Genomic DNA, 18,020 nt, shown 5'->3' on the forward strand with positions numbered 1-18,020 from the left:
CTTCTATCGCCACTATCCCGCTCACTCAGAAATCGCTCTACCGTCGTTGCTCCGGCTTCTATCGCCACTATCCCGCTCGTTCAGGTTCCGATCTTTCGCTTAGGACGAAGATAGGCTGGAATGAAAAAAGAATAGTTAGTTGTTGGAAACGCTGAACAGCGACTGAACAATGCAGCTTCTGAACGAAGGGGATAGTGGCAAGAGGAATGGGATGGGGGAGACGCGTTTATTACTATTTTTGTATCCGAAGGCTTAGATGAAGGGCAAGAAAAATATAGCGCCTGAACGAAGGGGATAGCGGCAAGAGGAATGGGACGAGAGATTCGCGTCTCGCTGGTAGAGATGTATTTTTGCATCCGACAAAACAGTGCGTGTATAATGGGATTCATTGAACAGCCGTAGGGTTGCATACAGGGAGGAACGGATTTGCGCTGGCATGAACTGACCGTCTTAGCGACGGAATCGTCTCAAGAAATGGTTACGCATTATTTAACGGAGCTTGGAGCGGGAGGCGTTTCCGTCGAAGAGTCTTGGTCTGAGGACAAGCCGAGGGATACCTCGTTCGGGCAATTATACGATACGCCGTTAAACGATATCAGACCGGGCTACGCGGTCTTTAAAGCTTATTTCTCCGAAGACACCCTAATGGAGCCGATAACGGTAGAACTGAAAGCGCTATTGGCCGGTCTTCCGGAGTTCGGGTACGATGCCGGAGAGTTTACGATAGAGATCGGCGACGTGCATCAGGACGATTGGGCGGATGCCTGGAAGCAGTATTTCAAACCTATCGCGATTACCGATCGGCTAACGATTAAACCGACTTGGGAGGACTATACTCCCCATGGAGACGAACTGATAATCGAGCTTGATCCGGGCATGGCTTTCGGAACGGGGACTCACCCAACGACCGCGCTCTGCCTCAAAGCATTGGACAATGCCATTACCGGCGGAGAACAGATCATCGACGTCGGCACGGGTTCGGGCGTGCTTGCGATCGGGGCGATGAAACTCGGCGCGTCGAAAGTTTTGGCGCTTGATCTGGATCCGGTAGCGGTCAAATGCGCGCAAGAGAATATCGAGCTTAATGGCTACGAGAAAGACATTGAAGTTCGGTTAAGCGATTTGCTAGGCGTACTCCACGAAAACGAGAACTCATCGGAACAATCAACAGCGGGGGAAGCGTCATCGGAAAAAACCGTCCAAGTAACGCCACCGGTCGATCTGGTCGTCGCAAACATTCTCGCGGAGATTATTTTGCTTTTCCTCGGCGATGTCATGGAAGTGCTTAAACCCGGCGGCATCTATATCACTTCCGGTATTTACAAGAACAAAGAGATGATCGTGGAAGCGGGGTTGCTCGCTGCCGGCTTCGAAATCATCGACGTGTTAAGGCAAGAGGAGTGGATCGCGTTCGTTGCGGGTAAACCTAAGGGGGACGGCCAGTGAGCTTTTTCTGGTTTCCGATAGAACATCTTCCCATTATTATCTTGATTATGCTAATCGCTTTTAGCGTGCACGAATTTGCCCATGCTTGGACTGCATGGAAGTTCGGAGATAATACGGCTTATCTCGAAGGACGGGTTACATTGAACCCGCGAGCCCACTTGGACTGGATCGGGATGTTATTTCTGGTTATAGCGGGATTCGGTTGGGCGAAACCCGTACCGGTCCGCCGAAGTAAATTCAAGCACCCTCGGCTTATGAATATTATCGTGACAGCGGCCGGTCCCGTTAGCAATCTATTGTTGGCTTTTTTATTTTTGCTGCTGATAGATATCTTGCATGCGTTCCATGTATTCGATAATGTATCGGGGGATTTTCTGAATAACGTCGTTATTTTCATCGTGTACTGGTCCCAGATTAATATGGCTTTATTTCTTTTTAACCTCATTCCCGTGCCTCCGCTTGACGGATACCGGATCGTGGAAGAATTTCTTCCCATAAGACTTCGCATCAAGATTCAAGAAGCCGGCCAATGGATTACGTTCGCTTTCTTGCTTATCGTCTTCGTTCCGCCGCTTCGCGACTCGACGATAGGCCCATTAATGAGCCTAAGATCGCCTATCGGCCACGGAATGACTTGGATATTGGATAAGTTATTTTCGTCATCCGGGGGAAGCCTGACCAAGGCTATTTTCGACAGTATTGGGTGGTAGCAAAACAACCGAGAACAAGGTATGATGGACGATGGAGTATAATGCGGGAGGCAATTAGGGATGCAGCGTTATTTTGTTCCGGCGACGCAGATGGGACAGCAATCCGTCGCGCTTGAAGGAGAAGACGCCCGGCATGCGGCCGCCGTCATGAGATCCAAACCCGGAGATTGTTTCATAGCTTGCGACGGTCAAGGCAGAGACGTATTGGCTAAGATCGTAACGGTTGATAAAGATAACGTTCATGCGGATATTATGGAAGAGCTGACGTCGAACGCGGAAATGGCTTGGCAGGTAACGGTTGCGCAAAGCTTGCCCAAAGGGGACAAGCTCGAGATCGTTATCCAGAAAGGGACGGAAGCTGGAGCGGTCGCTTTTCAGCCGTTTCTATCCCAGAGAACCGTCGTCCAATACGACGATCGTAAGGAAGCCAAGCGGATCGAACGCTGGCGCAAAATAGCCAAGGAAGCGTCAGAACAAAGTCACCGGAGTCTCATTCCGACTATCAATGCAGTTCTGACATGGAAGTCGCTAATCAAACAATTCGCCGAATTCGATCTTGTCTTATTGTGTTACGAAGAAGAAGGCAGAGCCGGCAATGAAACGGGAAACGGCTTACGAGATGTTTTGCGTGAATTCAAGCAATCTCAATCGTCGACCGCCCCCCGCGTTATGGTCGTGATCGGGCCCGAGGGAGGCCTTACCGCGCAAGAAGCGGAAACGGCAGCGGCATCCGGCGCGAAATTGATCGGATTAGGAAAAAGAATATTACGGACGGAGACGGCGGCTTTATTCGCGCTTGCTTGTCTTGCTTACGAGTCCGGAGAGTTAGGAGGGAACTAGGATGCCGAACGTGGCATTATACACGCTGGGCTGCAAAGTCAATTTTTACGACACCGAGGCGATCTGGCAGCTCTTCAAGAACGAAGGCTACGAGCAGGTCGATTTCGAGCAGACGGCGGACGTATATTTGATCAATACATGTACCGTAACGAACACGGGCGACAAGAAGAGCCGGCAGATTATTCGCCGCGCCATTCGCCGCAATCCGGACGCCATCATCGCGGTAACCGGATGTTACGCCCAGACTTCGCCCGCGGAGATCATGGCCATTCCCGGCGTCGATCTTGTTATCGGCACGCAGGACCGGGAGAAGCTGATGTCGTTCGTTACCGAAATTCAGAACGATCGTAAACCGGTTAACGCCGTTCGCAACATCATGAAGACTCGGGAGTTCGAGGAATTGGACGTTCCGGATTTCGCGGAGCGTACCCGCGCGTTCCTCAAGATCCAAGAGGGCTGCAACAACTTCTGCACGTTCTGCATCATTCCTTGGTCCAGGGGCTTATCGAGAAGCCGTAAGCCGGAAAGCGTGCTTAACCAAGCTCGGCAGCTCGTGGAGACAGGGTATAAAGAAATCGTTCTGACCGGCATTCATACGGGTGGTTACGGAGACGATTTGGACAATTACCGTCTCGCGAACCTGCTTGCGGATCTCGATAAAATCGAAGGGCTCGAGCGCATTCGCATCAGTTCGATCGAAGCGAGTCAAATCGACGAGAAGGTGCTCGCGATTCTGAACGGTTCTCCTAAGATGTGCCGCCATTTGCACATTCCCCTTCAAGCCGGCGACGACGATATTTTGAAAAGAATGCGCCGTAAATACACGACCGCGGAGTTCGCGGAGAAAATTCGGCTGATCCGGGAAGCGATGCCGGGTGTCGCCATCACGACCGATGTTATCGTCGGATTCCCGGGAGAAACCCAGGAGCAGTTCGAGAACGGATATAAGTTCATGCAAGAGATGAACTTCGCCGAAATGCACGTATTCCCATACTCCAAGCGGACGGGAACGCCGGCAGCCCGCATGGATGAACAAGTGGACGAGGAAGTCAAACACGATCGCGTTCATCGGCTTATCGACTTATCCGAACGGATGCAAGCGGCTTACGGCCGCGAGTGGGTGGGGCGGGTGCTTGACGTTATACCGGAGCGCGAAGCGAAGGGCGCCGAGGGAACCGGTTTGATTTCCGGGTACACCGATAATTATATTCAGGTCGTCTTGAACGGAGATCCCTCTCTGATCGGCAAGCTTTGCCGCGTACGGATCACGGATTCCGGAGTGAACGATTGCAAGGGCGAGCTCCTGGAGGTACTGGAGTCGGAAGGACGTCCGGCCGTCATGCAAGCTTAGTAGCAAGAGCGAAGATTTCATCGCGGAGGGCAGGCATTCAGAAGCTTGCTCCGAGCGGTGAAGTCTTTTTCTCGTCAGCAGGATTGTAGGTATAAACGAGGTGAATCCCATTGCCCGAGGAAATACGTTTACCCATATGGCGAGCGGCGGACAGCTTGGCCTTATTCATCGATAACACGCTCGTCGAATCCGGGGCGGGAGCCCAAGAAGTAATCAAATCGTGCGAGGAAGCCGTTCGCGAAGGCTTTCACAGCCTGTGCGTCAACGGCGGATGGGTCCGATTGTGCAGGGAAAGATTAAGCGGAACTAACGTCAAGGTGAGCGCAGTCGTCGGATTTCCTTTGGGTGCTCACGCTACGAGAGCGAAAGCCTTCGAAGCCGCGGCCGCGCTTGACGACGGCGCTTCCGAGATCGATATGGTATTGCCCATCGGCAAGCTCAAGGACGGCGATCATGACGCGGTCGAAAGAGATATCGCCGCGGTCGTGCAGGCCGTTCAAGGCGGCGCGTTGATCAAGGTTATTATGGAAACGGGATTGTTGACCGACGAGCAGAAAAGGCTTGCCTGCGGCATCGCCGAAGCGGCGGGAGCCGATTATGTTCAAACTTCTACCGGGTTTGGGGGAGCGGGCGCGACGGAGGCGGACATTAAGCTGCTCAGGCAATCGCTGTCGCCCACTACGGGCGTTAAAGCCTCGGGAGGCATCCGTAACGCCGAAACGGCTATAGCGTTGCTTAAAGCCGGAGCAAACCGGATAGGCAGCAGTTCGGGACTCGCGATCTTGCGAAGCTCGGTCGAAGCAGATCCGACTTAAGCCGACTTCGTCGCGGAGTCGCGAAAGGTTATATAGGCAAACGGAAGGGCAAGCAAGGAGCAAGCGACGTTAAATATCGTTTGCGCATGGGCGATTTGCGCGGATGGATCGCCGGGAGCCAATGCAATCGCAATTGAATTCAGAACTCCGATCAACGGGAAGAAGAGCAAAGCGCCACCAGTGTTCAGGGCGAGCTGCGCCAAAGCGACGAATCGTCCTCCGGGACCTCCCCCGAGCGAAGCGACCATTCCGGTGAAGCAGGTACCTATGTTCGCGCCGAGAACGATCGCGATGCCGGCTTCCGGCATGATCGCTCCCGTGGCAGCTAGTCCCATGCACATGGCGATGACAGCAGCGCTGGAATGAACGAGCGCGGTAAGCGCGGCGCCTCCGAGCACCGCCCACAGCAGGTTGTCGTTCGCGTGGCTCATCATCGCATCGAAGGCGCCGTTGTCCCGCAGGACGGGACCGACCCCTTGCAGCAGCTTGAAGCCGACGAGCAACAACCCGAAACCGCCCATAGCAACGGATACATAACGAATGGATTGACCCCATCGGGGAGTGGCGTGCGGGTCTCGCATTTCGTTTACAGCGAATGTTGCGATCCATCCGATAGCGCTCAAGGCGAGAATCGGCCATCCGTAACGATGCAGTTGAAGGCTCATAAGCTCTGTCGTCACGCACGTTCCCACGTTCGTGCCCAGGATGATCCCGAAGCTGCGGGAGAGGGTAAGCCATCCGGCATTGACGAAGCCGATCGTCAGAACGGTTACGGCAGTACTGCTCTGAAGCAGGGCGGACGCTGCCGTTCCTACGGCGAATCCCCGAAGGGGAGTGGCGGTCGATCGGGAAATCCAGGCTGAAAGCCTTCGGCCGGCCCAACGCTGAAGCGCGACCTCCATGACCTTCATACCCGACAACAACAGGGCAAAACCCAATAAAGACGGAATAATGAAACCAATTATCAAATTCTCACCCCCAACTTAACACTATGCTTCGAACGGACAAGTTTATGATCGGATAAGGAGTGGACGTCTAATGAGCAATCAAGCATCGGTATGGTTAAATAAAAGCAGGCGCCCCCGTCTGGAAGAAGGCCATCCGTGGATATTCGCCAACGAGATCGCCAAGACGGAGGGAGAAGCGGTACCCGGGCACTTAGTCGAGGTGCGCGATCATCGCGGCCAGTCGTTAGGCACCGGTTATTGGAATCCGGCATCGCAAATCACCGTTCGAATCGTGGCTTACGGTCCGTTGGAACGGATGGATACGGACTTTTTCCGCACGCGGTTCTTAAGAGCAGCTTCCCATCGCTCCCGATTTCTGGGAGAAGACGTATCTTGCAGGCTTGTTTACGGAGAGGCCGATTTTCTGCCCGGGTTAGTCGTCGATCGGTTTAATGACATTCTGGTCGTGCAAGTATTGACTTTAGGCATGGAAATCGCGAAGGAAGAATGGCTTAAGGCTTTGATAGAAGTATTCTCGCCAAGCGGCGTTTACGAGAGAAGCGACGTCGGTGTGCGCACGCTGGAAGGGCTGGAAGAAAGAACCGGCGTTCTATACGGGGAATGTCCGCGGCACGTAGAGATCGTCGAGAACGGACTGAAGGTGCAAGTCGACATCGAGGGCGGGCAGAAAACGGGCTATTTCTTCGATCAACGAGAAAATCGGGCATCCATCAAGCCGCTGGTCAAGGGCTGGGGTGCACGAAGCGGAATCAAGCTCGCCGAGAAGACGAACGACGAGGGCGTTAGCGAATGGATTCCCCTCAACGAGAAAGGGAGCCACGTGACGTTCCCTTATTGGGACGGAGCGACCGTGCTGGAGTGCTTCGCGCACACGGGAAGCTTCACGCTTCACGCCTGCGATTACGGCGCCAAGAAAGTGACCTGCTTGGACATTTCCGAGCATGCCTTGCAGACGGCCCGTCATAACGTGGAGATTAACGGGTTCTCGGATCGCGTGGAGTTCGTGGCGGCGGATGCTTTCGAATACTTGCGTCAACAGGTTGCCGGTCGGGACGAGAGGCAGGTCAGGGCGAATGCCAAAGCCGCCGGAGTTAAGGTCGATACCTCCAAACCTCTCGTTGCGGAGGGAAGAACTTGGGACGTAATCATTCTGGATCCGCCTGCGTTCGCTAAGACCAAGCGGGCGGTCGAGGGAGCATGCCGGGGATACAAGGACATCAACCTGCAAGCCATGAAGCTGCTGAACGAGGGAGGTTACCTGGTTACGGCAAGCTGCTCTTATCACGTTCGTCCCGAGCTGTTCCTTGAAACGATCCAGGAAGCGGCCAAGGACGCGGGCAAAATCATTCGGCGAATCGAGTGGCGAGGGGCGGGAAAAGATCATCCCCAGCTCGCCGGAGTCGAAGAGGGACACTACTTGAAATTCGGTATTTTCGAAGTTCGAAGCCGCAAAGAAATTTAACTTCAAGCCTCCGATGTATTTGTTAAGAAAATGTTAGCAAATCGCGGAATGATTTCCTCCCGTTTCGGGAACATTTCTAACGCCTCTGGATTATCTTTAAGGGTAGAGGCAGGGAAACGGGAGGAATGGAAATGGTACACGAAGTCATTTTATTCGGGAAAAGGGCCGTGCCGCTCGAGAATAGGGCGAAAGCGCTGAGCAGCCGGAGCCGATTCAACAACCGAATGCAAGATATGAAAGGCGATCTGGAATTTCGTCGCAGGTGGAAGCACGTAAGCTGTATCGAGCTTTGGTCGGACGCCGCGATATTCAAATACGACGACGGCAGCAAGTGGTACATGAACATTTCGTGATTCGCCGTCGTCCGAACGCACCTACCCGGTTACGGGAGGTGCGTTCTTTTTATGCCGATGACCGAACGCCTGTGCGCCTATTGGCATTTGTGGTACAATTAACTCCATATGCGATCATGCCGATCGGTGCGGGAGAGGGGTTGTCGAAATGTCGCTTAGGCTGATAACGGGTCGTTCCGGAAGCGGAAAGACGCGCCTTTGTTTGGATGAAATTCGGACCAAGCTGCAGGAAGATCCGCTGGGTCCGCCGCTTATATTGCTAGTGCCGGAGCAGGCGACCTTTCAAGCGGAATTCGCGATGGCTACGACGCCGGGGTTGAACGGATTCATGAGGGCGCAAGTGCTAAGCTTTCGCAGGCTCGCGTTCCGCGTTATGCAAGAGACCGGCGGATCGGCCGTCGTTCCCATACAAGACAATGGTAAAGCGATGCTTTTACATAAGGTTCTCGAAGCAAGAAGAGAAAGTCTCCGTTTGTTCCGGGGGGGCAAGGCGGAGTCGGGTCTGATTAGCCGAATCAACGATTTGCTTACGGAGATGAAGCGTTACGGAGTAAACGGGGACAAGCTGGCGAAGCAGGCCGAAGCAGTGGCGGCGAGAGCGCGATCAGGCGGCGAATCGCTGCTGCTCTCGGACAAGCTGCACGATCTGTCGTTGATTTATACAGAGATGGAGCGGCAATTGAGCGGTCATTGGCTGGATGGCGAAGATATGCTGGATTGGCTTGCCAAAGGGGCTTCCGAGTCCACGTTGCTGAATAACGCCGAAATATGGTTAGACGGCTTTCACGGCTACACGACGAGCGAATATGCCGTCGTGGAGACGTTGCTCCGCAAATCCGACAAGGTGAGCGTTACGCTGTGCGTAGATCGGCCTTACGGAGCGGGAGAACGTCCGGACGAGTTGGACGTTTTCCATCCGACGGCGGAAACTTCGGCGCAATTATGCGAGCTGGCTCAATCCGCCGGAATAGCATTGGAGCCTCCCGTGCTTCTCGAACCGGATATTTCACCGAGGTTCAAAGACAGCCCGATGCTCGCGTTCATGGAACGAAATTGGGGTAACCGGCTAAGGTGGGATGGCGATACCGAGGTATTGCGGCCGGATCATGACCGCTGCGGGCTCTCGCTTCACGCGGCCGTCAATCGCAGAGCGGAGGCGGAAGCCGTTGCCAGGGACATGCTGTTCAGGGTCAGGGAGCGGGATTACCGTTGGCGCGATATGGCGATATTCGTTCGTAAAATGGACGATTATGCCGATTTGCTCGCGGCCGTGTTCGGAGACTATGGCATACCGTATTATTTGGACGGCAAAGCGGGCGTTTCCCATCATCCCTTCGTGGAATTCATCCGCTCGGCTTTGGAATGCGTGACCGGAGGCTGGAAAGCGGAAGCCGTATTCCGATGCGCGAAAACGGATCTGCTAGGAACGCCCGAAAGACGCGTTACCCGGGATGAAATCGATAGGCTGGAAAATTATACTTTGGCTGCGGGGATCGACGGATGGCGGTGGCACTCTAGGCAGTCGTGGTTCCCGCTGTATCGGGGCGATCTTGAGGAAGAGACGTCCGGCGTCGATGCGGACGAAGCGATGCAAGGATTGCTCGAAGTGCGCGACGCCCTTCTCCTGCCGTTGTTGGCTCTGGAGGAAGGGATGAAAAGGGCGGGCTCCATGAGGGACCTATGCGAGAGCCTGTACGAGTTTCTCGAGCGAACCGGCGCCGCCGACACGCTCGAGAGCTGGAGCCGCGAAGACGAGCTGGCCGGCAAGCCGGGACGAATGGCCGTTCATCGCCCGTTATGGGACGGAGTCGTTCAATTGCTAGACCAATTGGTAGAGTTGATGGGCGAGCAATCTCCCGATTCCCTCTTGTTCGCGGGTATGGTAGATTCCGGGCTGGAGGAGCTGAAGCTCGGCGCCGTTCCTCCGTCCCTGGATAGCGTGCTGATCGGAAGTCCGGAGAGGACGCGGTCCGATCGGATTCAGGTCGTCTATTTGCTAGGAACTAACGACGGCGTCATGCCGATGCGGTTTCCCGAGAACGGATTGCTCGCCGAAGAGGAACGCGACAGATTGTCTGCATCGGGGTTGAAGCTCGCTCCGGGCTCTCGACGGCGGTTGCTGGACGAAGCGTTCCTAGGTTATTTGACCTTGACGACGGCATCGCGCCATCTATGGATCAGTTACCCGCTGGCCGACGATGAAGGTCAAGGTCTCTTGCCTTCGGAATGGATAAGCAGGCTGAAGAAAAAGTTCCCTGGTATTCCCGTCCGAACGATAGCCGCGGAACCTCAAGAAACGCAGTCGGAAGAGGAACAGTTGGGCTTCGCGGCGCATCCGGGAAGGGCGATGACCCACTTATTGTCGAGATTGCGAAGCTGGCGGCAAGGGGAAGCCCTGTCTTCAGGTTGGTGGTCGGTGTATAACTGGCTAAGGGAACAGGATAGCTGGAAGGACAGGCTAGGCTCCTTGATTTCTTCCTTGCACTATACGAACGAAGAGAAGCCGCTGGCTCCGGAGACGAGCAAATTGCTGTACGGAGATAGGTTGTTGGCCAGCGTGTCGCGGATGGAACGCTTCATCGCATGCCCGTTCCAGCATTTCGCGGTCCATGGCCTGAAGCTTCAGGAACGCCGGTTGTTCAAGGTCGATTCTCCCGATATCGGTCAGCTGTTCCATGCCGCGCTAAGGCAAACGACCGAGAAGCTATTTGCGGAAGGAGCCGCGGGCATGGATGCGATGCGGTGGCAGATCGAGGCCGCAGCCGCGGTGGACAGGCTACTGCCTCGCGTGCAATCGCAAATTCTGTTGTCCACGCAACGCCATCAGGTGATGGCGCGCAAGCTGCGCGATATCGTCACGCATGCTTCGGCCGTACTGGGCGAGCATGCCGCGTTATCCGCGTTCAAGCCGGTCGGGCTCGAACTGAGCTTCGGACCGAACGGATTGCTTCCTCCGCTATCGCTGCAATTGGAAGGCGGAAGCTGGATGGATATCGCCGGCAAAATCGATAGAGTAGACGCGGCGGAATCCTCGTCGGGGCTGCTTCTTAGAATCATGGATTATAAATCCAGCGCGATGAAGCTGAAGCTGGACGAAGTGGCGCACGGCTTGTCGTTGCAGATGCTGACGTACTTGGACGTCGTCGTCACGCACGCCCCTCACTGGCTGGGACGTGCCGCGAAGCCGGCGGGGGTGCTATATTTCCACGTGCAGAATCCGCTGCTGCTCACGCCGAACGGGATGGCTCCTGACGAAGCTAGGAATGCCTTGTTCCGCCAATACCGCATGCAAGGCTTGCTGGTCTCGGACGGGGAATCCGTCAAGCTGATGGACGAATCGCTGAATCAAGGCAACAAGTCGGCGGTCATTCCGGTAGAGTTCAAGAAGGACGGGACGTTCTCCGCCCGCTCGCAAGTCGCGAACCGGAGCGAATGGGAAGTGCTGCGGGGCTCGGTCCGCTCGCAAATCCGCAAAATCGGCAAGCGGATCGTGGACGGGGACGTGGCGATTACGCCTTACAGGCTCGATAAGCGAAGTCCGTGCGCCTATTGCGATTTCCGTCCGGTTTGCCATTTCGACAGTCAAGTCGAAGGCAACGCGTATCAATCGTTAAGCAAAGCGGGAAGCCGCGAGCAATTATGGCAAAGACTGGCCGACGGCATCGAAAGGAGGGAACCGCATTGAAGCAAGGCAGGTTTTGGCCCGCCAAGCCGGCGAATAGCCGCTGGACGGACGAGCAATGGGCCGCCATAACGGCGGACGGTTCCAACCTTCTCGTCGCCGCGGCCGCGGGTTCGGGCAAAACGGCGGTGCTTGTCGAGAGAATCATATCCAGGATAGCCGACGAAGAAAGACCGTTGGACGTCGATGCGATGCTCGTGGCCACGTTCACGAAAGCGGCGGCCGCGGAGATGAAGGAAAGAATCCGTCATGCCCTCGACGACGCGTTGGAGAGCAATCCGGAATCCAGACATTTGCGACGGCAGCTCGCGTTGCTTCCGAGGGCGTCGGTGACGACCCTTCACTCGTTCTGCCTGGAGGTCGTCGAACGTTACGCTCCGTTAATCGAGCTCGATCCCGGATTCCGAATGGCTAACGAGACGGAAGCCGAACTGCTCCGGATGGACACGCTCGACGAGCTTTTCGAGGAAAGATACGAAAGCGAAGGGGAAAAGGGCGAGTTAGCGGCGCTCGCCGACAGGTTCGGAGGAGAAAGAAGCGACGAACCCCTTCATAGGCTAGTATTAGAGTTGCACGAATTTGCGGGAAGCCATCCATGGCCGGAACAATGGCTAAGGAGGACGGCTGGCGAGTTCCGGGATGCTCAATCGGACACGCTTCCGAAATCCCAATGGATCAAAAGCTTGCGCCAGGATGCCGCGTTGTTGCTGCAAGGAACGCTGCACCTGCTTCGGGGGGCGCTTCGCACGGCTCACGAGCCCGGCGGTCCGGAACCTTATATAGACACCCTATTCGCCGATATCGACGGATTGGAGAAGGTCGCGGCGGCTTTCGACGACGGCGGTTGGGAGGACTGGCAAGCCGCGGTGGCCGATATCTCCTTTGGACGGCTTAAACCGTGCAAAGGAGACGAATACGACGTCGCTCTTATCGAACGGGTCAAAGGATTGCGAGACGCCGCCAAGAAAGCGGCGGGCAAGCTTTCGGAAGAGTGGCTCGTCCGATCGCCGGAACAATACGCGTCGGAGCTTCGGACGCTAGCTCCTTCGATGGAACAGCTTGCCGAGCTTGCCATTCAATTCGGCGCGCGTTACGAGCAAGCCAAAAGAAGCAAAGGGCTGCTCGATTTCGGCGACTTGGAGCATTACGCGCTAAGAATTTTGCGTGATCCGTCCTCCACGCCGGACCGAAGCGTGCCGTCGTTGGCGGCGCAAAGCTTCGTCGACCGTTTCTCGGAAATTTACCTGGACGAATACCAGGATACGAACGAGGTACAAGAAGCGATCGTTTCCCTGATCTCAAGGAAGGAACCGGGAAACGTATTCATGGTCGGCGACGTCAAGCAGAGTATTTATCGCTTCCGCTTGGCAGAGCCGGGATTATTCCTAGACAAATACAAAACGTACGAAGCTTTCTCGACAATCGGCGATATGTCCGGCGAGGCGCCCGCGGACGGCTTGCGAATCGATTTGGCGCGTAACTTCCGCAGCCGAAGGGAAATCGTGAACGCGGTCAACCATGTTTTCCGATTGATCATGCGCGAGCCCGTAGGGGAAATGAACTACGACGAAAACGCAGAGCTGATATACGGCGATGGATATCCGGATGCGGAGGAACCGAACCCGTATGGCGTAGAGATGATCTTGATCGATTCCGCCGTCCCGGCCGCGGCCACGGAAGAGAAATCCGTTCCTCCGGCTGCGGAAGGCGACGAAGGCATGGAGTCTCCGGATGCCGGAGTCGCGGAAGAAACCGAGGATTTGGAATCCGCCCAGTTGGAAGCGAGAAGCATCGCGGCCGAAATTCGCAAGCTGATGGGGGCGGACGGGGAAGCTCAAACCCCGTTCATGGTTTACGACGGCAAAGCCAAGCTCCACAGACCGGTGCAATACAGGGATATCGTTATCCTGCTTAGAGCCGTTACCGCGCTCGCGCCTACTTTCATCGACGAGTTGAAGGCGGCGGGCATTCCCGCTTACGCGGACTTGGCGACCGGATATTTCGCGGCGACGGAAGTCGATATCGTGCTGTCTCTTCTCTCCATCATCGATAATCCGCATCAGGACATCCCTCTTGCCGGAGTTCTGCGTTCTCCGATAGGAGGCTTGACGGCCGAGCAGCTGGCGCAGATTCGATTGGTCCGTCGATACGGCTCCTTCTGGGAGGCCGTGACCGATGCCGCCGCAGGTCGCGACGACGTCGATCTTATCAACGCCGAGCCTGAAGGATTAGGCAAAGCTTTGGCGGCGTTCGTAACGAAGCTCGGCGAGTGGCGCGATTTCGCGCGCAGGGAACCGCTTGGCGACCTGCTGTGGATGTTGTATCGCGAAACCGGCTATTACGACTACGTAGGCGGATTGCCGGGAGGCGGACAGCGGCAGGCCAATTTGCGGGCGCTCGTCAACCGGGCCGTTCAATACGAGCGGTCCTCCCGTTTTCGCGGACTGTTCCGGTTTCTGCGTTTTCTCGGCAGGATGCGAGATACTGGCGCGGATCTCGGTGCCGCCCGAGCGCTCGGCGAGAGCGAGAACGTCGTGCGAATCGTGTCGATACACCGTAGCAAAGGACTTGAATTTCCGGTCGTGTTCGCGGCCGGGTTGGCGCGGAACTTTAATCGGAGAGATCTTAACGGAGCCTTCCTTAAGCATAAGAAGCTTGGCTTCGGTCCGAGGGTCGTGGAGGAAGAGGCGCGCGTGGCCTATCCTTCGTTACCCCAGCTAGCGATTCGAAGGAAGCTGGCAGCGGAGATGCTTGCCGAGGAAATGCGCGTCTTGTACGTCGCCCTGACGCGTCCGAAAGAAAAGCTTTATCTGATCGGTACGAGCAAGGACGCGGCCAAGCAATGGGAACAATGGAGCGAAACCGCGGCGATGGCGGAGGAAAGCCTTCCTACGTACTCCGTAGCGGCTGCGGGCAAGTATTTGGACTGGCTAGGTCCCGCGGCCGTGCTGGCAAGCAGGATGACGGATGCCGCGCGGAAGTGGACATGCCGGATCGTTCCGGCAACGGCTTATACCCGTCAAACGACGACGTCGTCCACGCGGACGGAAGAGGGAACGTTGTGGAATTCCGTGCTCGCCGGAGACAAGGTAGAAACGGAGGCATCGGCGGCGGCCGAGCTCGCAGCCCGTATTCTATCGTGGACTTATAAGGAAACGGCTGCTACGAAGGTTGCGGCCAAGACGTCCATTACCGCCTTGAAGAAACAATTGAATTCGAACTCGGATCGGATTTCGGCCCAAAACGAAGGCTGGACGGAAGCGGCGGAACAGCCGTTCGATCGACCGCAGATCGTTGCCGGGGAGACGTTCCGGCTACGGCGTCCGAGGTTTATGTCGGACAAACGGCTGACTCCGGCTGAACGAGGCACGGCATTCCATTTGGTCATGCAGCATCTACCCTTGAAAGAGGGAATCGGCGCCGAAGAAATCGCGGATTTGCTCGAAAGCATGGTAGAGAAGAGGATTTTGTCGCCGGAACAGAGAGCCGGGATCGATGGCGGAATCGTCGAGGCGTTCTGCCGAACGTCGCTCTACGGACGATTGCGATCGGCTTCGAGGGTTTGGAGGGAAATCCCTTTTACTTACGGTATGGAGGCATCCGCGGTATATCCGGACGTCGACGACCCGCTTGCCGGGGAGACCGTTATCATCCAAGGCGTAATCGATTGTTTGTTCGCGGAAGCGGACGGGCTCGTTCTGGTCGACTACAAAACGGATTTGCTTAAAGGAACGAGTGCCGCGGAAGCCGCGGAAATTCACCGTTTTCAAGTCGAAAAATACGGCGAAGCGGTGCAGAAGATTTTGGGTTTGCCCGTGAAGGAAGCTTATGTCTATTTCTTCGACGGCGGCCACGAGCTACGCTTGATTTGAGCCTGCTCTTTAAATTCAACTTTTTGAGCTTGCCATACGGCAAGTACGCAGGAGGAAATTTTCCATGTCGGATAACGTTCAAAGAAAAAGATCTTATGCGGCTCCCGTGCTATTCGTCATCATGGTCGTGCTCGTGACGATGATCATCATGGCTTATTCGAAGTACCTTCTGACCCGGCAGACCCACACGACGGATCAAGGGCAGCAACTTTCCGAGCAATACAAGTACGCGCTTATCTTCGCGAATCGGCTTCACGAGGGCTCCGAAGGCTTTCTGAACGCCCGAAACGAAGCGGAAAAATTGCGCGCGGCCCGTATGCTTGGTGAAGCGTCGATAGCATCTACGGAGTCGTTGGAATTGTTCGCGGAAGCCGAGCTGCTGTCGAACGGGAAGTCCGACGACGACAACCGCGAGGCGCTGACCGCGGCGATGAATGCCGTTATCGGGCCGGACAGCCTTATGGCGAGCATCGGCGAGCATGAGGGGCCTCTAACCGACGAAGAGAAAGCTACCTTGACGGTCGTCCGCGACGGCGCGGAACGGATGAGGCAAAGCCTTAGCCGGTTTCGTCCGCCATCAGGCGAGGCCGGCTACCGCCAGATGATGACGATCGGGGAATGGATTCCGAGCGCAAATCAAGCCGGAGTCGAGCTCAAAGCTTTGTCTGCCCAATTATAAAGTTCATAACCGCGTGATCAAAAGCCGATTTTTCGAACCACAGTTCAGATCAAGTTCGAAAAGTCGGCTTTTCAGCACCGAGAAAATTGGATGAAGCTTAGGAACAGAGGAACGGAGCGTAGGCAAAACCTACGTGAGCACCGGAAGGGCCGGCTGAATTCAAGATTCGACGTCGAGTCCGCTCCATGCATAACCACATGATCAAAAATCGATTTTTCGAACCGCAGTTCAGATCAAGTTCGAAAAGTCGGCTTTTCAGCACCGAGAAGATTGGATGAAGCTAAGGGACAGAGGAGCGGAGCGTAGGCAAAACCTACGTGAGCACCGGAAGGGCCGGCTGAATTCAAGATTCGACGTCGAGTCCGCTCCATGCATAACCTCGTGATCAAAAGTCGATTTTTCGAACCGCCTTGCGCCCATTTTGATTCTTGGAGTAGCCATTCGCCCATAAGCGCATATGCTGTGGGAAAAGGCGCCCAAGGAGGGAATGCTCATGGAAAAAACAAAGCCGGCCCAACAGGCGGCGAATCAAATACCTAAACATTCGAATCAGGCGGTCATATCGCCGGTTCAAACGATGCCAATGCCGATGAATGCACCGATGCAAATGCCGATGCAAATGCCGATGCAAATGCCGATGCAGATGCCGATGAAGACACCGATGCAGATGCCAATGCAGACGCCAATGCAGACGCCAATGCAGATGCCGATGAAGTCCAATGTATCTGCTCAACCAATAGCCAAAAAAGTTACGAAATCCCATTGCGAAGCGCATATGCACCGGTACGTCGAGATTCAAGCGGCGGACGGATACTGCTACGACGGAATCGTAGAGCATGTCGACAACGAATGGATATGCCTCGCCGTCCCGGGATGCGTAGACGAGATGCGCGGCTTTTTTCCGGGTGCGCCGTTCTATCCGCCGTTCGGACCGGTCTATCCTTACCGTCCGCGCAGGTTTAACCGGCTCGTGCTTCCGTTGGCGGGATTGGCGGCTTTATCATTATTGCCCTATTATTGACGAAAGCCGATAGGAACGGACTCGGGGACCCGCAGAGTTGCTGCAGGGTCTCTTTTTCTTTTACTTGTTATACGGTTGGACGGGGCGGGCGGAAATGCGTTATGATGGAGTTAGCCGACGTTAAGGGGTGAATAAATTGTCCGATTGCCTTTTCTGCAAAATCGTCGAGGGAACGATTCCTGCTCGTAAAGTATACGAGGATGACTCCGTCCTCGCCTTTCATGACATTCAGCCCCAAGCTCCCGTGCATCTCTTGGTCATTCCCAAGAAACATATCGCCACGATGAACGACTGCCAACCGGAAGATGCCGAGTTGTTGGGAAGAACTTTGCTTGCCGCTCAGCGGATCGCCGGAGAAGCGGGATTGGCGCAAGAGGGATATCGGCTCGTGAACAACTGCGGAAGCAATGCCGGGCAAGTGGTATTCCACCTGCATTGGCATATTCTTGGCGGGGAAAAGCTGTCCGCTCTAAATCCGGTTTCGAACTCGTAATACATATCGAATGACAGCCCATGCGGGAAAGGAAAAACTTAGCGCCGAATTAATCTTATTTTTCGGCAGTCTCAAGTTGACACCCCCTTTCTTCATCACATATAATATAGTTTGATAACCGTGTTGGGTCTGTTGCGGAGGGAGGGAAAACAGGTGGCCGAAACAAAAGTACGAAAAAATGAAACAATCGACGCTGCACTCCGCCGCTTTAAGCGTTCCATTGCCAAAGACGGCGTTCTCGCGGAAGTGAAGAAACGTAAACATTACGAGAAACCGAGCGTTAAGCGGAAGTTGAAGTCCGAAGCCGCGCGTAAACGGAAGTTCTAGG

General features: G+C 55.2%; 14 protein-coding genes. 13 read left to right on the plus strand and 1 reads right to left on the minus strand.

Annotation, left to right across the window (positions count from 1 at the left end; all coding sequences use genetic code 11):
* Positions 1–426: 426 nt before the first annotated feature.
* From prmA to deoC, 5 genes are all read left to right on the plus strand, one after another.
* The gene (gene prmA, locus DFP95_RS00935) at positions 427–1,446 is read left to right on the plus strand and encodes a 50S ribosomal protein L11 methyltransferase (RefSeq protein ID WP_115990693.1); all 1,020 of its coding nucleotides are present in this window, start codon (positions 427–429) and stop codon (positions 1,444–1,446) included.
* Positions 1,443–2,156 carry a site-2 protease family protein gene (locus DFP95_RS00940; RefSeq protein ID WP_245987268.1) on the plus strand — a complete coding sequence of 238 codons (714 nt, stop codon included), beginning with the start codon at positions 1,443–1,445 and terminating at the stop codon, positions 2,154–2,156. The genes prmA and DFP95_RS00940 overlap by 4 nt, the downstream gene beginning before the upstream one ends.
* A 60-nt stretch (positions 2,157–2,216) precedes the next feature.
* Entirely contained in the window at positions 2,217–2,996 is a 780-nt protein-coding gene (locus DFP95_RS00945; protein WP_115990694.1) for a 16S rRNA (uracil(1498)-N(3))-methyltransferase, read from the plus strand.
* Position 2,997: 1 nt separating this feature from the next.
* Positions 2,998–4,347, plus strand: coding sequence for a tRNA (N(6)-L-threonylcarbamoyladenosine(37)-C(2))-methylthiotransferase MtaB (gene mtaB, locus DFP95_RS00950; RefSeq protein ID WP_115990695.1), 1,350 nt, complete (start codon positions 2,998–3,000; stop codon positions 4,345–4,347).
* A 110-nt stretch (positions 4,348–4,457) separates the two neighbouring features.
* The gene (gene deoC, locus DFP95_RS00955; RefSeq protein WP_245987269.1) at positions 4,458–5,162 is read left to right on the plus strand and encodes a deoxyribose-phosphate aldolase; all 705 of its coding nucleotides are present in this window, start codon (positions 4,458–4,460) and stop codon (positions 5,160–5,162) included.
* Here the strand turns inward: deoC and DFP95_RS00960 are convergent.
* The gene (locus tag DFP95_RS00960; RefSeq protein ID WP_181907199.1) at positions 5,159–6,130 is read right to left on the minus strand and encodes a Na/Pi cotransporter family protein; all 972 of its coding nucleotides are present in this window, start codon (positions 6,128–6,130) and stop codon (positions 5,159–5,161) included. The genes deoC and DFP95_RS00960 overlap by 4 nt on opposite strands.
* Before the next feature lie 70 nt (positions 6,131–6,200).
* Here DFP95_RS00960 and DFP95_RS00965 point away from each other — a divergent pair, with 70 nt between their 5' ends.
* The 8 genes from DFP95_RS00965 to rpsU all read left to right on the plus strand — a co-directional run bounded on the left by DFP95_RS00965 (position 6,201) and on the right by rpsU (position 18,019).
* Positions 6,201–7,592 carry a class I SAM-dependent rRNA methyltransferase gene (locus DFP95_RS00965; protein WP_115990696.1) on the plus strand — a complete coding sequence of 464 codons (1,392 nt, stop codon included), beginning with the start codon at positions 6,201–6,203 and terminating at the stop codon, positions 7,590–7,592.
* Positions 7,593–7,723: 131 nt separating this feature from the next.
* A complete protein-coding gene (locus DFP95_RS00970) occupies positions 7,724–7,945 on the plus strand; it encodes a hypothetical protein (protein WP_115990697.1) in 222 nt (73 codons plus the stop codon).
* Between the two features lie 148 nt (positions 7,946–8,093).
* On the plus strand, positions 8,094–11,630 hold the full coding sequence (gene addB / locus DFP95_RS00975; protein WP_115990698.1) for a helicase-exonuclease AddAB subunit AddB: 3,537 nt from the start codon (positions 8,094–8,096) through the stop codon (positions 11,628–11,630).
* Positions 11,627–15,499: a helicase-exonuclease AddAB subunit AddA gene (addA, locus tag DFP95_RS00980; protein ID WP_245987271.1), complete on the plus strand. Its 3,873-nt coding sequence runs from the start codon at positions 11,627–11,629 to the stop codon at positions 15,497–15,499. Before addB ends, addA begins: the two co-directional genes overlap by 4 nt.
* A 64-nt stretch (positions 15,500–15,563) precedes the next feature.
* The gene (locus tag DFP95_RS00985) at positions 15,564–16,178 is read left to right on the plus strand and encodes a hypothetical protein (protein ID WP_115990700.1); all 615 of its coding nucleotides are present in this window, start codon (positions 15,564–15,566) and stop codon (positions 16,176–16,178) included.
* A gap of 493 nt (positions 16,179–16,671) precedes the next feature.
* Positions 16,672–17,199, plus strand: coding sequence for a hypothetical protein (locus tag DFP95_RS29675; protein ID WP_342768164.1), 528 nt, complete (start codon positions 16,672–16,674; stop codon positions 17,197–17,199).
* Positions 17,200–17,335: 136 nt separating this feature from the next.
* Complete coding sequence (locus DFP95_RS00995) at positions 17,336–17,692, plus strand: histidine triad nucleotide-binding protein (protein ID WP_115990701.1); 357 nt, start codon at positions 17,336–17,338, stop codon at positions 17,690–17,692.
* 153 nt (positions 17,693–17,845) lie between these two features.
* Complete coding sequence (gene rpsU, locus DFP95_RS01000; protein ID WP_115990702.1) at positions 17,846–18,019, plus strand: 30S ribosomal protein S21; 174 nt, start codon at positions 17,846–17,848, stop codon at positions 18,017–18,019.
* The last annotated feature ends 1 nt before the right edge of the window (position 18,020 follow it).

The sequence above is a fragment of the Cohnella lupini genome, assembly GCF_003386205.1.
Lineage (GTDB): Bacteria > Bacillota > Bacilli > Paenibacillales > Paenibacillaceae > Cohnella > Cohnella lupini.

What these genes read in the sequence shown, in the direction of transcription:
- DFP95_RS00945 (WP_115990694.1), top strand. Translation starts at nt 2,217, where the DNA reads ATGCAGCGTTATTTTGTTCCGGCGACGCAGATGGGACAGCAATCCGTC.
- mtaB (WP_115990695.1), top strand. Translation starts at nt 2,998, where the DNA reads ATGCCGAACGTGGCATTATACACGCTGGGCTGCAAAGTCAATTTTTAC.
- addB (WP_115990698.1), top strand. Translation starts at nt 8,094, where the DNA reads ATGTCGCTTAGGCTGATAACGGGTCGTTCCGGAAGCGGAAAGACGCGC.
- DFP95_RS00970 (WP_115990697.1), top strand. Translation starts at nt 7,724, where the DNA reads ATGGTACACGAAGTCATTTTATTCGGGAAAAGGGCCGTGCCGCTCGAG.
- DFP95_RS00985 (WP_115990700.1), top strand. Translation starts at nt 15,564, where the DNA reads ATGTCGGATAACGTTCAAAGAAAAAGATCTTATGCGGCTCCCGTGCTA.
- DFP95_RS00965 (WP_115990696.1), top strand. Translation starts at nt 6,201, where the DNA reads ATGAGCAATCAAGCATCGGTATGGTTAAATAAAAGCAGGCGCCCCCGT.
- DFP95_RS29675 (WP_342768164.1), top strand. Translation starts at nt 16,672, where the DNA reads ATGGAAAAAACAAAGCCGGCCCAACAGGCGGCGAATCAAATACCTAAA.